The organism is Pseudomonas sp. Ps21-P2 (assembly GCF_039672565.1).
GTDB lineage: Bacteria > Pseudomonadota > Gammaproteobacteria > Pseudomonadales > Pseudomonadaceae > Aquipseudomonas.
The window spans coordinates 188,488-203,840 of the sequence record NZ_JBDFPL010000008.1 but is presented as its reverse complement, the minus strand read 5'-3'; the positions used below and the strand labels follow the sequence as shown (position 1 = coordinate 203,840).

The 15,353-nt window shown below is 59.9% G+C and carries 16 protein-coding genes; 7 read left to right on the top strand and 9 right to left on the bottom strand.

Translation table 11 applies throughout. The features are described 5' to 3' along the window. Nucleotide 1: 1 nt before the first annotated feature. A complete protein-coding gene (locus tag ABEH28_RS20740; RefSeq protein ID WP_346630954.1) occupies nt 2-490 on the bottom strand; it encodes a type VI secretion system tube protein Hcp in 489 nt (162 codons plus the stop codon). 329 nt (nt 491-819) lie between these two features. On the opposite strand from ABEH28_RS20740, the gene ABEH28_RS20735 reads away from it, so the two are divergent. Together ABEH28_RS20735 and ABEH28_RS20730 are read left to right on the top strand one after the other, a co-directional pair. Continuing rightward, nucleotides 820-1,224 (top strand): lysozyme inhibitor LprI family protein, encoded by a 405-nt coding sequence (locus ABEH28_RS20735; protein WP_192173190.1) that lies wholly within the window; start codon nt 820-822, stop codon nt 1,222-1,224. A gap of 47 nt (nt 1,225-1,271) precedes the next feature. After that, complete coding sequence (locus ABEH28_RS20730; protein WP_192173191.1) at nt 1,272-1,691, top strand: DUF3010 family protein; 420 nt, start codon at nt 1,272-1,274, stop codon at nt 1,689-1,691. A gap of 244 nt (nt 1,692-1,935) precedes the next feature. On the opposite strand, the gene ABEH28_RS20725 is transcribed toward ABEH28_RS20730, so the two are convergent. Beyond that, nucleotides 1,936-2,892 (bottom strand): GlxA family transcriptional regulator, encoded by a 957-nt coding sequence (locus ABEH28_RS20725; RefSeq protein WP_346630953.1) that lies wholly within the window; start codon nt 2,890-2,892, stop codon nt 1,936-1,938. A gap of 214 nt (nt 2,893-3,106) precedes the next feature. Between ABEH28_RS20725 and ABEH28_RS20720 the strand changes: the two genes are divergently transcribed. The 3 genes from ABEH28_RS20720 to ABEH28_RS20710 all read left to right on the top strand — a co-directional run bounded on the left by ABEH28_RS20720 (nt 3,107) and on the right by ABEH28_RS20710 (nt 5,793). Continuing rightward, nucleotides 3,107-3,994 (top strand): 3-keto-5-aminohexanoate cleavage protein, encoded by an 888-nt coding sequence (locus ABEH28_RS20720; protein ID WP_346630952.1) that lies wholly within the window; start codon nt 3,107-3,109, stop codon nt 3,992-3,994. 138 nt (nt 3,995-4,132) lie between these two features. Further along, complete coding sequence (locus tag ABEH28_RS20715; protein ID WP_346630951.1) at nt 4,133-5,098, top strand: L-carnitine dehydrogenase; 966 nt, start codon at nt 4,133-4,135, stop codon at nt 5,096-5,098. A gap of 221 nt (nt 5,099-5,319) precedes the next feature. Continuing rightward, a complete protein-coding gene (locus ABEH28_RS20710) occupies nt 5,320-5,793 on the top strand; it encodes a thioesterase family protein (protein ID WP_346630950.1) in 474 nt (157 codons plus the stop codon). A 76-nt stretch (nt 5,794-5,869) separates the two neighbouring features. On the opposite strand, the gene fba is transcribed toward ABEH28_RS20710, so the two are convergent. From fba to tkt, 6 genes are all read right to left on the bottom strand, one after another. Beyond that, nucleotides 5,870-6,934, bottom strand: a complete 1,065-nt coding sequence (gene fba, locus ABEH28_RS20705; protein WP_037018967.1) for a class II fructose-bisphosphate aldolase — start codon at nt 6,932-6,934, stop codon at nt 5,870-5,872. Between the two features lie 121 nt (nt 6,935-7,055). Further along, complete coding sequence (locus tag ABEH28_RS20700; protein WP_346630949.1) at nt 7,056-7,379, bottom strand: MliC family protein; 324 nt, start codon at nt 7,377-7,379, stop codon at nt 7,056-7,058. A gap of 110 nt (nt 7,380-7,489) precedes the next feature. Beyond that, the gene (locus tag ABEH28_RS20695) at nt 7,490-7,717 is read right to left on the bottom strand and encodes a hypothetical protein (RefSeq protein WP_192173196.1); all 228 of its coding nucleotides are present in this window, start codon (nt 7,715-7,717) and stop codon (nt 7,490-7,492) included. 24 nt (nt 7,718-7,741) lie between these two features. Beyond that, on the bottom strand, nt 7,742-8,905 hold the full coding sequence (locus ABEH28_RS20690; protein WP_346630948.1) for a phosphoglycerate kinase: 1,164 nt from the start codon (nt 8,903-8,905) through the stop codon (nt 7,742-7,744). Nucleotides 8,906-8,924: 19 nt separating this feature from the next. Continuing rightward, a complete protein-coding gene (gene epd / locus ABEH28_RS20685) occupies nt 8,925-9,971 on the bottom strand; it encodes an erythrose-4-phosphate dehydrogenase (protein WP_192173198.1) in 1,047 nt (348 codons plus the stop codon). Nucleotides 9,972-10,094: 123 nt separating this feature from the next. Then, on the bottom strand, nt 10,095-12,092 hold the full coding sequence (gene tkt / locus ABEH28_RS20680; RefSeq protein ID WP_346630947.1) for a transketolase: 1,998 nt from the start codon (nt 12,090-12,092) through the stop codon (nt 10,095-10,097). 258 nt (nt 12,093-12,350) lie between these two features. Here tkt and ABEH28_RS20675 point away from each other — a divergent pair, with 258 nt between their 5' ends. Together ABEH28_RS20675 and metK are read left to right on the top strand one after the other, a co-directional pair. After that, nucleotides 12,351-13,349, top strand: a complete 999-nt coding sequence (locus tag ABEH28_RS20675; RefSeq protein WP_346630946.1) for a metalloregulator ArsR/SmtB family transcription factor — start codon at nt 12,351-12,353, stop codon at nt 13,347-13,349. Between the two features lie 17 nt (nt 13,350-13,366). Next, a complete protein-coding gene (gene metK / locus ABEH28_RS20670) occupies nt 13,367-14,557 on the top strand; it encodes a methionine adenosyltransferase (protein WP_065991235.1) in 1,191 nt (396 codons plus the stop codon). A 100-nt stretch (nt 14,558-14,657) separates the two neighbouring features. Here metK and ABEH28_RS20665 read toward each other — a convergent pair whose 3' ends face one another. Then, nucleotides 14,658-15,278: a LysE family translocator gene (locus ABEH28_RS20665; protein WP_192173201.1), complete on the bottom strand. Its 621-nt coding sequence runs from the start codon at nt 15,276-15,278 to the stop codon at nt 14,658-14,660. Between the last annotated feature and the right edge of the window lie 75 nt (nt 15,279-15,353).

Below are 15,353 nucleotides of genomic sequence, written 5' to 3'. Positions count from 1 at the left end.
CTCACGCGTAAATCGTGTTTTTGATACGGTCCCAGCCACCCGTCACGTTGCCGCCCCCACCACCATCGCTACGACGCTGCTGAACGTAGTTGGTTTTGATACGTCCGTAATCGAGCTGCACCACTTCGCGGGGCACGCCGACGGTGGCACTGTGGCTGTAGTCAGAAATGATCACTTCCTCTAGCACGATCTCAAAGTACTTGAGCTTTTCGCCGCCAGCGCGGTGCACCGCGATGGTTACTTTTTTGAAATGCTGGCCTGCGCAGCTCGCTTGCATCAGTTTGGCGCTTGCCGCATCAAGGAACTTGGAAAAGTTGAATGTGGTGACAGTGGTCCGGCCCGACGAGGCGCCACCCGCCGAGGTTGCGGTCGCCGATGCGCTCTGATGGGTACCGAAGTTATAGCCGAGGATTTCGATCCAGTTCTTGTGCTGGTCGTCGAGGCTCTCACCCGGAATGCCATCAAATTGGATAAATGCGTCGAGCGCCATGAGCTCTCTCCCTGAGTTGCTGGGTTATTTGCGTGTGCCGGTTAACGGCGCGGATTGGATCCTACCCAAAGAAACTCGCTACAAAAACCCTGATGGAAAATTTCAGACTTTTCCGTAGGACGGTTCTTTTACCCAGTGGAGATTCGACAAAACTCCCTTCTTGACGTATCAAAAGGCCAAGCATCGCGAGATAAAACGACTGGAAAAGTGTCGAAACCGTCAACAAGCGACGCCGGCTCACGGCGTCCGGACGGTCACCGCATTTGACACCTGTTCATTGCCTCGCGCTTGGGCGAGAATCCAATCCATCTCTGACTCGGAAAGCCCTAATGAAAACCATGTTTCTGGCTCTGGCTCTATTCGCGACAGGCGCACACGCAGCAGCCACTCCGGCCGCCGACCCCTGTGAGGGCCTTGAAGAAGATCAGCAGACGCTTGAGTGCTCGGTATACACCCGCGATACGGCGGAGAAGTTGCTGACCGAGAATGTGCAGAACGTGCTTGAGCGCGTGCAGACGCAGTTCGGGGCGAATAAGGCCCAGGCCGAGGAATTCGCCACCAAACTCAAGGCCGCTCAGGAAGCCTGGAAAAAACTGCGTGACGCGGACTGCGCAGTGGAAGTGTTCCCCGCCAAACCGGGTACCAAAGAATTCAATATCGATCAGAACGATTGCCTGACCCGCGCCAGCGACGAACGATCGGAGTATCTGGATACCGTCGCGCAGTCTGAGTGATCCCGAATGCGCTACCCTGACGCCTTCCCCGAGCTCAAGGTAGGCACATGAACATCTGCGGCGTAGAAATCAAAGGCAGCGAGGCCATCTTCGCTGTCGCCACTCGCGCATCTGGCGCGCTCGAACACATCCCACTGCCGACCAAAAAGATCGCACTCGAAGACGACGATGAAGCCGTCAACGTGAAAGCGTTCGCCCGCCAGATCGAGGCGTTCGTGCGTGATAACGGCATCGGTCATATCGCCATCAAAAAGCGCAGCAAGAAAGGCGAATTCGCCGGCGGCCCGACGACCTTCAAGATCGAGACTATCTTTCAGCTGCTGGAAGACTGCGACGTCATCCTGCTGTCGCCCCAGACCATTAATGCTCAGATGAAGAAGCACAGCTTTGAACTGCCCGCAGCACTGAACAAGTATCAGCACGAGGCGTACAAAGCGGCGTGTTCGGCGTTGATGAAGACCAAGTAGAAAGGTCTGCATCCGATCGCTTGCTCGGTGGTGGGCCGGGGTTAAATCCGACTGTAGGACCGGCTTTAGCCGGGAAGGCGTCAGGCGCCACCACCTTAAACTGAGGGTGCTCAACCGAGCCTATTCCCGGCTGAAGCCGGTCCTGCTGAACGAGCCGGAGCCTGAAGAAGAAGAAGACGAAAGCCGCCCGCCGGGTCATTTATACCGAATTATAGTCGCGACTATAATTCACCATAATTGAGCATCAAACAGCCTTCACCTCGCGCGTCCGCCCTCGATCCTCCCTCGGGCACAGCACAAATTTTGCCCTGTAACTACGGGTGAAATACGACGGCGATTCAAACCCGCAGGCGATGCTGACTTCCAACACGCTCATATCGCTCTGGCGCAGCAGTTGCCTGGCTTTTTCCAGCCGCAGGCCGAGGTAGAAGTTGCTCGGCGTGTCGTTCAGGTGCAGGCGAAAGAGCCGCTCCAGCTGACGCCGCGTCACTTGAATCCCCTCGGCCAGTTCCAGCGTGCTCAGCGGCGGTTCGGTGTGCTGCTCCATGACGCCGATCACCTGAACCAGTTTTTTGTTGTTGATGCCGTAGCGCGTGGCGATCTGCATACGCTGGTGGTCTTTGCGCTGGCGTATGCGCCCAAGGACGAACTGCTCGGAGACCTTGATCGCCATGTCCGGGCCATGCGCCTGCCCGATCAGGTCGAGCATCATGTCGATGGAGGCCGTGCCGCCGGCCGACGTAATGCGGCGCCGGTCGATCTCGAACAATTCCTGTGTTGCTTGCAGCCGGGGGTAGGTTTCCTTGAAGGCGTCCAGGGCTTCCCAGTGCAGGGTCAGGCGATAGCCCTCCAACAAACCGGCTTGGGCGAGCACGAAACTGCCGGTGTCGATCGCCCCTAGAACCACGCCTTCCAGGTCCAGCCGACGCAGCCAGTGTTCCAGCATGCCGGTGTAAAACTTCAGCGGATCGACGCTGCCCATCACCCACAGGGTCGCACCCTTTTTCAGTGGCTCAAGCGCCGCGTCGGCGTTCACCGACATGCCGTTGCTGGCAATCACGGGACCGCCGTCGACGCTCAGGATGTGCCAGCGAAACAGCTCGCCACCGAAGCGATTGGCGACGCGCAAAGGCTCCAGCGCCGAGACGAAGCCCATCATCGAAAAGCCGGGCATGAGCAGAAAGTAGAAATCCTGGGACATCGTTGGCGCGTTCCTTGGGATTTGCGGGATGGGGCGTCCTGAGCCCGATCATCAAATACACCTCTTGCCGATGGGCAGCAACAGCACAGGTCGCTGCTGTGCAAGACCGTGTCGCCGCTGTGCGTTTTGAGGGGTTCGCCGCTGCGTAGCTTTGCACCTCAAAAGCGGAATGCAAATGTCCGCGTCACTGCCTGGCCTGCAAGGAACCTCACCCATGAATCACGACGTCATCATCACCTGCGCACTGACCGGTGCTGGCGACACGACCGGAAAAAGCCACCTGGTCCCGATCACGCCCAAGCAGATTGCCGCCGCCGCAGTCGAGGCCGCCAAGGCTGGTGCGACAGTCGTGCACTGCCATGTCCGCGATCCCGAAACCGGCAAGTTCAGCCGTGACGTCGAGCTTTACCGCGAAACCATGGACCGCATCCGTGAAGCCGACATCGACATCATCGTCAACCTGACGGCAGGCATGGGCGGCGATCTGGAAATCGGCCCGGGCGAACGTCCGACCGACTTTGGTCCCGGTACCGATCTGGTCGGTCCGCTGACCCGGCTGGCGCACGTTGAAGCGCTGCTGCCGGAAATCTGCACGCTGGATTGCGGCACCCTCAACTTTGGCGATGGCGACACCATTTACGTGTCCACGCCCGCGCAACTGCGGGCGGGGGCCAAGCGTATTCAAGAGCTGGGGGTAAAAGCCGAGCTGGAGATTTTTGACACCGGCCACCTGTGGTTCGCCAAACAGATGATGAAAGAAGGCTTGCTGGACAACCCGCTGTTTCAGCTGTGCCTGGGTATTCCGTGGGGCGCGCCGGCGGACACCACCACGATGAAAGCCATGGTCGACAACTTGCCTGCCGATGCAGTCTGGGCCGCCTTTGGTATCGGCCGCATGCAAATGCCGATGGCTGCGCAGGCGGTATTGCTCGGCGGCAACGTGCGGGTCGGTCTGGAGGACAACATCTGGCTCGAAAAAGGTGTGCTCGCCAGCAACGGCGCACTGGTCGAGCGGGCCAGCGAAATCCTCAGCCGACTGGGCGCCCGGGTTCTGACTCCCGCAGAGGGCCGCGTAAAGATGGGGCTGAAAAAGCGGTTTTGATCTCCACATAAATCCCACCGTGCAGGAGTGAGCTTGCTCGCGATGACGGTGGGTCAGTCACACATGCCGCACAGATGAATAGCTATCGCGAGCAAGCTCACTCCCACAAGGGCTTCGACACTTTTTCGAGTAACCGACATGACCTTCATTACCACCATCAAAACCTTCGCGGCCTTGGGCAGCGGTGTCATTGGCAGCGGCTGGGTAGCGCGCGCGCTGGCTCACGGCCGGGATGTCGTGGCTTGGGACCCGGCGCCGGGAGCGGAAGCCGCGCTGCGCAAACGCGTCGCCAACGCGTGGCCGGCCCTTGAACAAAAAGGCCTGGCGTCGGGCGCCTCCCAGGAACGTCTGCGCTTCGTCGACACCATCGAAGAGTGCGTTCGCGACGCCGACTTCATTCAGGAAAGCGCCCCGGAGCGCCTTGACCTCAAACTGGATCTGCACAGCAAGATCAGCGCGGCGGCCAAGCCTGACGCGATCATTGGATCCAGCACCTCCGGTCTGCTGCCGTCGGAGTTTTACGAAAGCGCCACGCACCCGGAGCGCTGCGTGGTGGGCCACCCATTCAACCCGGTTTATCTGCTACCGCTGGTAGAAGTGGTGGGCGGCAAAAACACTGCACCGGAAGCGGTGCAGGCGGCGATTCAGGTCTATCAATCACTGGGGATGCGCCCGCTCCATGTGCGCAAAGAAGTCCCCGGCTTCATTGCGGATCGCTTGCTGGAAGCGTTATGGCGTGAGGCGCTGCATCTGGTCAACGATGGCGTGGCGACCACAGGCGAAATCGATGACGCCATCCGTTTCGGCGCCGGCCTGCGCTGGTCGTTCATGGGCACTTTTCTGACGTACACCCTGGCCGGCGGCGATGCGGGCATGCGCCACTTCATGGCGCAATTCGGCCCGGCGCTGCAGTTGCCGTGGACCTATCTCCCGGCGCCCGAGCTAACTGACAAGTTGATCGATGACGTGGTTGATGGCACCTCGGATCAGCTCGGCAGCCACAGCATTGCGGCGCTGGAGCGGTATCGCGATGACTGCCTGCTGGCGGTGATTGAAGCAGTGAAAACCACCAAGGCCAAACATGGAATGGCGTTTGAGGATTGATACGCCAGCGCCCTATCGTCTGAACTGGGGCCCTCGCGAGCAGCTCGCTTCTACAGGGGATCGGGAAATACTGTTGATGTGCACCCGAAATTTCGCGGTGTGGCGCTTGCCGTCTTCCCGGCTAAAGCCGGTCCTGCATTGGTTCACGCAAGACCTGTGAGAGTGAGCTTGCTCACGAATAGGCCCGTTCAGCTCACCAAGATTTCAGCCATGGGAATCCTATGCCAGCGCTCATCACTTACAAAACCCCGGTCCTCGCCGATTGGGTCGACTACAACGGTCACCTCCGCGATGCCTTTTATTTGCTGATTTTCAGCTTCGCCACAGACGCCTTCATGGACCGAATCGGCCTCGCCACTGACGATAGGGATGCAAGCGGCCACTCGCTGTTTACGCTCGAAGCGCACATCAACTTCCTGCACGAAGTGAAGCTCGGGGAAGTGGTGGAGGTGCGTACGCAAATCATCGGACAAGACCGCAAGCGGGTGCAGCTTTATCACGGGCTTTACAAAGCAGAAGGGGATGTCGAGTTGGCAGCGAGCGAGCAGATGCTGCTGCATGTGGATCTGGCCGCCGGGCCGAAGTCGGCGCCGTTCAGCGAAACGTCACTGCAGGCGTTGCAATTGTTTACTGAAGCACAGCGTGACCAGCCTGACCCAATGTATGTCGGCCGAGTCATCGGGCTGCCGAAATAACCTTCGCGAATCACAGCCACAAAAAAGCCCGCATCGCTGCGGGCTTCTTCATTCTTGCAAATTGATCAGAAAACGATCAGTTCACTTTGGCGTTCAGCTCGCCCTTGGCATAACGCTCGAACATCTTCTCCAGAGAGATCGGCTTGATCTTGGAGGCGTTGCCGGCGGTGCCGAATGCTTCGTAACGGGCGATGCACACGTCGCGCATGGCCGATACAGTTTTTGCCAGGTACTTGCGTGGGTCGAACTCGCTCGGGTTTTTCGCCATGAATTCGCGGATGGCACCGGTGGACGCCAGACGCAGGTCGGTGTCGATGTTGACCTTGCGCACGCCGTGCTTGATGCCTTCAACGATTTCTTCGACTGGCACGCCGTAGGTTTCTTTGATGTCGCCGCCGAACTCGTTGATGATTTTCAGCCATTCCTGCGGAACGGAAGAAGAACCGTGCATCACCAGGTGGGTGTTCGGGATGCGCTTGTGGATTTCCTTGATGCGCTCGATCGCCAGAATGTCGCCGGTAGGCGGCTTGGTGAACTTGTAAGCGCCGTGGCTGGTGCCAATGGCGATGGCCAAGGCATCGACCTGGGTTTTCTTGACGAAATCAGCTGCTTCTTCCGGGTCGGTCAACATCTGGCTGTGATCCAGCATGCCTTCTGCGCCGACGCCGTCTTCTTCACCGGCCATACCGGTTTCCAGCGAACCCAAAACGCCCAGTTCGCCCTCAACCGAAACGCCGCAGGCGTGAGCCATGGCGACGGTTTCCTGCGTCACGCGAACGTTGTACTCGTAGTCCGCAGGGCTTTTGCCGTCTTCGCGCAGCGAACCGTCCATCATGACCGAGCTGAAGCCCAGCTGGATGGAACGTTGGCAGATGGCCGGACTGGTGCCGTGGTCCTGGTGCATGACCACCGGGATGTGCGGGAATTCTTCGATTGCCGCCAGGATCAGGTGGCGCAGGAACGGGGCGCCAGCGTATTTGCGCGCACCGGCCGAAGCCTGAACGATCACCGGAGAATCGGTCTTGTCGGCCGCTTCCATAATGGCGCGCATTTGTTCCAGGTTATTCACGTTGAATGCAGGGACGCCGTAACCGAATTCGGCTGCGTGGTCCAACATCTGGCGCATGCTGATAAGTGCCATTGTCTGTCTCTCTCCCGGTGGGGTCGTTAATCGTGCGTGCCGTATTGGCGGCTATTCAAATTATAGGGGTCGATTGCTCAGACATCGCCCCGGTACAGCCTCGCTCGAACTGCTCGGCCCTTTACGGCGCCTTGCAGCCACGACCGATCAAATCGTTGGTAGCGTCCCAGTAGACCAAGCCTTCGCTGCCTTTGTTGTCGAACGCCAGCACGCCGTTACTGTAGAGCGCGCCGGAAGCTCCGGGCGCTGCTTGCAGACGGAATACCTGCTCGCTCTGATTGAGGCGTACATCCACCTCTTTCTTAGCGGCATCGGCGTACTTCCAAAAAATCTCGGCTTTGCTGTCGCAGACCCAATGGGTCCAGGGGGCTGCCGGTTCCGAAGCCTTCATGCTGGCGCAACCGCTCAGCAGCATCAGTGTCGCAAGGGCTAACAAGCCTTTCATTACTACTCCTGGATCGCCTGCATCGCGCGACGGATGTCGATCATGGCAGGGGCAATGCTGTTCCTGTATTCCGGCGCACCGTCAGCTGAGAATCAGTGGTCGACTGAAAATCAGTGACAGGGGACTGGTCCCATGGCAGGCATGAATTCGTATTTTTCCCATACCTCAGGCCCGCCACGCTTGTAAACGATCGGTACGGTTTCCGCCTGCCAGCCCGCCTGATAGCAGCTGACCTGGAGCAGTCCCGGTGCCGCGCTGGACGCCGTCTCCGCTTCAGGCTTGCTTGCGCAGCCGACCAGCAAACCCGCCATGATCAACAGCGGTAATGGCTTGACCATTTCACTCCCCTTCACCTTGGCCGGTCAGGCCTTGGCGCGTTGTTCCAGAACTTCCACAGCCGGCAGAACCTTGCCCTCGACGAACTCGAGGAACGCACCACCGCCTGTAGAGATATAGGAGATTTTGTCGCCTACACCGTATTTGTCGATGGCGGCCAACGTATCGCCGCCGCCTGCGATCGAGAAAGCAGAACTCTCAGCGATTGCATGAGCCAGTGTCTTGGTGCCTTCGCCGAACTGATCGAACTCGAATACGCCGACCGGGCCGTTCCAGAGAATAGTCTTGGAAGATTTCAGCAGTTCGGCGAAGTGCGCAGCTGTTTGAGGACCGATGTCGAGGATCATGTCGTCCTCGGCCACATCGGCGATCAGCTTGACGGTGGCTTCCGCATCGGCGGCGAATTGCTTGGCAACCACCACATCGACCGGCAAAGGCACGCTGACCTTGGCGGCGATGGCTTTGGCGGTCTCAAGCAGGCCAGGCTCGTACAAGGATTTGCCAACCGGATGACCTGCCGCTGCCAGGAAAGTATTGGCGATGCCACCGCCGACGATCAGCTGATTGCACTTCTGGCTCAGGCTGTTGAGCACGTCCAGTTTGGTGGAGACCTTGGAGCCGGCCACGATGGCCGCCATTGGTTGGGCCGGATTGCCAAGGGCCTTGCCCAGCGCGTCCAGTTCGGCTGCCAGCAAAGGACCGGCCGCAGCGATTTTGGCGAACTTGGCCACGCCGTGGGTCGAGCCTTCCGCACGGTGGGCGGTGCCGAAGGCGTCCATCACGAACACATCACACAAAGCGGCGTACTTCTGCGCCAGCTCGTCAGCGTTCTTCTTTTCGCCCTTGTTGAAGCGCACGTTCTCGAACAGCACGATATCGCCCGCCTTGACCTCGACACCGTCCAGGTACTCCGTGACCAGCGGCACTTCACGACCGAGCGCCTTGCTCAGGTAGTCAGCAACCGGCTTGAGGCTGTTCTCGGCAGAAAACTCACCCTCGGTGGGGCGACCCAGGTGCGAGCAGACCATGACGGCTGCGCCTTTCTCCAGCGCCAGCTTGATGGTGGGCAGCGACGCGAGAATGCGGGCATCGCTGGTCACCACGCCGTCTTTGACCGGAACGTTGAGGTCTTCGCGGATCAGTACACGCTTACCTTGCAGATCGAGGTCGGTCATCTTCAACACGGTCATGAGGCATTCCCTGTTTTTACTATTGTTTATGAATGGTGTGCAGGTAGTGATCGGCGACATCCAGCATGCGATTGGCAAAACCCCACTCGTTGTCGAACCACGCCAGGATGTTCACCAGCCTGGGGCCCGAGACCCGCGTCTGGCTGGCATCAATGATGGCCGAGTGCGGGTCGTGGTTGAAATCGCAACTGGCATGCGGCAATTCGGTATACGCCAGCAGTCCCTTCAGCGGGCCGCGGGTGGCGGCCTCGCGCAGGATGCGGTTGATCTCGACGGCATCGGTATCACGGGCGACCTGCAGCGTGATGTCCAGGCACGAGACGTTCACCGTCGGCACACGAACTGCTTTGGCCTGAATTCGGCCGGCAAGTTCCGGAAGCAGCCGCTCGATGCCTCGCGCCAGACCAGTGGACACCGGGATGATCGACTGAAAAGCCGAACGCGTGCGGCGCAGATCCTCATGATGATAGGCGTCGATCACCGGCTGATCGTTCATCGCCGAGTGAATCGTGGTGATGGTTACGTATTCGAGACCCAACTCGCGGTTCAGCAGGTCGAGCAATGGCACGCTGCAATTGGTGGTGCACGACGCGGCAGACACCAGCCGCTCATCCCCCGTCAGGGCTTCCTGATTGATGCCGTAGACGATGGTGGCGTCAACGTCGGCTTCACTGGCCATGGGCTGGGAGAACAACACCCGTGGCGCCCGGGCCGAAAGAAAGCGCTCGCCGTCAGCACGGGTGTTGTAGACGCCGGAGCATTCGAGCACCAGATCCACGTCGAGGGAGCCCCAGTCGATGCCTTCCGGCGTCGCGCTGCGAAACACTTTGATGACGTGATCGTTGATGTGCAGAAAATCGCCTTCGACCCGCACTTCGCCGGGAAACCGGCCGTGTGTGGAGTCGAAGCGCGTGAGGTATTCGAGACTGGCCATGTCGGCCAGGTCATTGATTGCCACCACTTCAAAGCCCGCTTTCGCACCTCGCTCGCACAGCGCGCGCAGCACGCAGCGGCCGATACGACCGTAACCATTGAGGGCGACTTTATAAGGGCGTGGCTGAGGCATGGGGTTCTCAACATCTTGAGTGGTACAGAGAACCTGCAGGCGCGCGGCTCTCCCGCGACCTGCCAGTTACAGGCAGCAGATCGCATAACAAGCCACGCGCCTACAAGGGCAACGCGATGGTGCTTAGTCTTCCAGCAGCTCTTCAGCCGTGGACAGAACGTTCTCCAGCGTGAAGCCGAACTCTTCGAACAGCAGGTTGGCAGGTGCCGACTCGCCGAAGGTGGTCATGCCGATGACGCGACCTTCCAGGCCCACGTATTTGTACCAGTAGTCGGCGTGAGCAGCTTCGATGGCGATACGCGCGCTGACTTCCAGCGGCAGAACCGACTGCTTGTACTCGGCGCTCTGGGTTTCGAAAACGCTGGTGCATGGCATGGAAACCACACGCACGTTCTTGCCGTCTGCGGTGAGCTTGTCGTATGCCTGAACAGCCAGGCCGACTTCGGAACCGGTGGCGATCAGGATCAGATCAGGCTCGCCGCTGCAGTCGCGCAGCACGTAACCACCGCGGTTGATGTTTTCCAGCTGCTCGGCATCACGCGCCTGATGTTGCAGGTTCTGACGGGAGAAGATCAGCGCAGACGGGCCGTCATCACGTTCAATGGCGTGTTTCCAGGCGATGGCGGATTCCACGGCATCGGCCGGGCGCCAGCAGTCCAGGTTCGGCGTGGTGCGCAAGCTGGTCAGCTGCTCGATCGGCTGGTGAGTCGGGCCGTCTTCGCCCAGACCGATGGAGTCGTGGGTGAACACATAGATGATGCGTTTCTTCATCAACGAAGACATGCGCACGGCGTTGCGAGCGTATTCCATGAAGATCAGGAAGGTCGCGCCGTACGGCACGAAGCCGCCGTGCAGGGCGATACCGTTCATGATGGCGCCCATGCCGAACTCACGAACACCGTAGTGCAGGTAGTTGCCGGTGGCGTCTTCGCCGGTGATGCTGCGGCAACCTTTCCAGATGGTCAGGTTGGAACCTGCCAGGTCAGCCGAGCCGCCGAGGAACTCAGGCAGCAGCGGACCGAAGGCGCTCAACGCGTTCTGGCTGGCCTTACGGCTGGCGATGGTTTCGCCCTTGGCGTTGACTTCAGCGACGTACGCGGCGGATTTCTCGGCGAAGTCAGCAGGCAATTCACCGCTCATGCGGCGGATCAGCTCGTTGGCTTCGGTCGGGAAGGCAGCGGAATAGGCAGCAAAACGCTGATCCCATTCGGCCTCGGCGGCCAGGCCTTTTTCCTTGGCGTTCCACTCGCTGTAGATGTCGGCCGGAATTTCGAACGGGCCATGGGTCCACTTCAGCGCAGCGCGGGTCAGGGCGATTTCGTCAGTGCCCAGCGGAGCGCCGTGGCAGTCTTCCTTGCCCTGCTTGTTCGGCGAACCGAAACCGATGGTGGTCTTGCAGCAGATCAGTGTCGGCTTGTCGCTCTTGTGAGCGGTGTCGATGGCGGTTTTGATCTCGTCGGCGTCATGGCCGTCGACGTTACGGATGACCAGCCAGCCGTAGGACTCAAAGCGCTTCGGGGTGTCGTCGGTGAACCAGCCTTCGACTTCGCCGTCGATGGAAATCCCGTTGTCGTCGTAGAACGCGACTAGCTTGTTCAGGCGCAGCGTACCGGCCAGGGAAGCGACTTCGTGGGAGATGCCTTCCATCATGCAGCCATCACCCATGAACACGTAGGTGTGGTGGTTGACGATGTTGTGGCCTGGACGGTTGAACTGGGCAGCCAGCGTTTTCTCGGCGACCGCAAAACCGACGGCGTTAGCGAAACCCTGACCCAGTGGGCCGGTGGTGGTTTCAACGCCCGGGGTGTAGCCGTACTCCGGGTGGCCCGGCGTGCGGCTGTGCAGCTGACGGAAGTTTTTCAGGTCTTCGATGGACAGGTCGTAGCCGGTCAGGTGCAGCAGCGAGTAGATCAGCATCGAGCCGTGACCGTTGGACAGGATGAACCGGTCGCGGTCAGCAAACATGGGATTGGCTGGGTTGTGCTTCAGATAATCGCGCCAAAGCACTTCAGCGATATCCGCCATGCCCATCGGGGCACCCGGGTGGCCGCTATTGGCCTTTTGCACGGCATCCATGCTGAGGGCACGAATGGCATTGGCTCGCTCACGACGGCTTGGCATCGCTGATCTCCTGGGGCAGATAAAAGTGGGACCGGAAAAAGGCGGCCATTTTCCCTCAGGCACCCTCCGGGGGCAATGACAGATCACACACCATCGGTGTTTTCCTCTGCCGCTGACGTGTTTTCGTACACCGCACCCAACAGGCGACGGCAAACGGCAGAATCACGGCGCCGGGGTGCCGCCACTGATCGACCAATATCAAAACTTTTTGATATTGCCCTTGCGACAGCCCCGGTCGATAACTAGACTGCCTGCCTTATGAATCTTCGCGTGCCTGCCATTAGCCATGATGAATGCGACGAGCTGGCTGCCCTGTGCAAAGCCGGCGGCGATCCGCTGCGGCTGAATGTCTTGCGCGCACTGTCGAACGATTCCTTCGGCGTACTGGAGCTGGCGCAGATTTTTGCGATTGGTCAGTCCGGCATGAGCCACCACCTCAAGGTACTGGCCCAGGCAGACCTGGTGGCGACGCGGCGTGAAGGCAACGCGATCTTCTACCGACGCGCCCTGCCCCACACCGAACACACCGGCGGCAAGCTGCACGCAGCGATGCTTGAAGAAGCCGATAACCTGCGCCTGCCCGATGACGTACAGACCCGGATCGGGCTGGTGCATCGCCAGCGGGCCAATGCCAGTCAGGATTTCTTCGCACGCACTGCCGAGAAATTTCGGGCCCAGCAGGACCTGATCGCAGGACTGCCGCAGTACCGCGACAGCCTGCTGTCGTTGCTGGACAAGCTGAGCTTCCCCGCCGATGCCACGGCGATAGAAGTGGGGCCGGGCGATGGCGGTTTTCTGCCGGATCTGGCGCGGCGTTTCCGACATGTGACGGGCTTGGACAACAGCCCGGAAATGCTCGATCTGGCGCGCAAGATCTGCACGCAGAAGTCGCTGGTTAACGTCGAGCTGAAACTGGCCGATGCACTGACCAACGCTAATATCTCCGGCAACTGCGTGGTCTTGAATATGGTGCTGCACCATTTCGCCGCGCCCGCCGAAGCGCTCAAACATCTGGCCAACCTGTTGCAACCGGGCGGTAGCCTGCTGGTGACAGAGTTGTGCAGTCATGACCAGAGCTGGGCCAAGGAGGCCTGTGGCGATCTCTGGTTAGGCTTCGAACAGGAAGATCTGGCCCGTTGGGCCATCGCTGCGGGGCTGGTCCCCGGGGAAAGCCTGTACATAGGCTTACGTAATGGTTTCCAGATCCAGGTCCGCCATTTTCAGCGACCGGCTGGCAACACTCACCATCGGTACTAATCAGGAAAACCGTCGAGATGAGCGAATACTCCCTTTTCACCTCCGAGTCCGTGTCTGAAGGACATCCGGACAAAATCGCCGACCAGATCTCCGATGCGGTGCTGGACGCCATCATTGCCCAGGACAAGCAGGCGCGCGTCGCCGTGGAAACCCTGGTCAAGACCGGTGTGGCCATTGTTGCCGGCGAAGTCACCACGACCGCGTGGGTCGACCTGGAGCAGATCGTTCGTGACGTGATCTGCGAGATCGGCTACACCAGCTCCAACGTCGGTTTCGACGGTGCGACCTGCAGCGTGATGAACATCATCGGCAAGCAGTCCCCTGACATCAATCAGGGTGTCGACCGCGCAAAACCTGAAGATCAGGGCGCTGGCGACCAGGGCCTGATGTTCGGCTACGCCAGCAACGAAACCGCCGAGCTGATGCCTGCGCCGATCGCGTTTTCGCACCAGCTGGTACACCGCCAGGCCGAAGCCCGTAAATCCGGCCTGCTGCCGTGGTTGCGCCCGGACGCGAAATCCCAGGTCACGTGCCGCTATGAAAACGGCATCGTGGTGGGCATCGACGCCGTTGTGCTGTCGACCCAGCACAACCCGGAAGTGTCCTACAAAGATCTGCGCGAAGGCGTGATGGAGCTGATCGTCAAGCACGTGCTGCCGGCTGAACTGCTGCACAAGGACACTCAGTTCCACATCAATCCGACTGGACAGTTCATCATCGGCGGCCCAGTGGGTGACTGCGGTCTGACCGGTCGCAAGATCATCGTCGACAGCTACGGCGGCATGGCCCGTCACGGCGGCGGCGCGTTCTCCGGTAAAGATCCATCGAAGGTCGATCGCTCGGCTGCGTACGCTGGCCGTTATGTCGCCAAGAACATCGTCGCCGCCGGTCTGGCCGAGCGCTGCGAGATTCAGGTGTCCTACGCCATTGGCGTTGCACAGCCTACGTCGATCTCGCTGAACACCTTCGGCACCGGCAAAATCAGCGACGACAAGATCGTCCAGCTGGTCCGCGAGCACTTCGACCTGCGTCCGTACGCGATCACGACCATGCTCGACCTGCTGCACCCGATGTACCAAGAAACCGCAGCCTACGGCCACTTCGGCCGGACGCCGCAAACCAAGACCGTGGGCGACGACACGTTCACCACGTTCACCTGGGAAAAAACCGACCGCGCCGACGCCTTGCGCGCTGCTGCCGGTTTGTAATACCCGCCGGGTGCATTGCGCTTAGCGGCATCCGGTAAAAATAAAAGCCCCTGGCGATGTGAGTCGTCAGGGGCTTTTTGCATTCGGGCTGCGGAAACAATCACACCCTACGCGCCACCAGCAAAAACGACGCCGCACTCGCCAACAACCCCGCACACACCCGGTTAAACACCCGCTTGCCACTGGGCTTCGCAAACAGCCGACGCGCATGCACGCCCATCCAGCAGTACAGCCCGATAGCGATACATTCCAACGCCAGAAACATCGCGCCCAATTGTGCGAATTGAGTAGTGACCACGGCGGTACGGTCGACGAATTGCGGCAGAAACGCCGTGAACAACAGAATGGCTTTGGGATTGCCGATGGCGACCAGAAATTCTTGGCGCGCCAGCTTCGTCACTCCAACGCGCGCGCCCGCTTCAATATCGTGGGCCTCCGACGGCGCTCGCCACAGTTGTAACGCCAGATAGAACAGATACGCCGCCCCTACAATCTTGATCGTATGAAACAGCCACTCGGACGTATGCAGCACTGCCGTAAGCCCGGCTGCGGCCAGCGCAATCATGATCGCGAATGCCAGCAGCCGCCCTAGCCCGCCGGTGCAGGCGCGGCCAAATCCATAACGTGAGGCGTTGCTGATGGAGAGCAGGTTGTTCGGGCCCGGCGCCATGTTCAGGGCGAAACAGGCGGGGATGAATACAGCGAGGGTCGACAGGTCCATGGCAATGCCTCTTCCAGTAGCCGGGTGAAACATCATTTTGCACTCGTGGGCGCGCGGCTCAAGGCACAGCTGGGC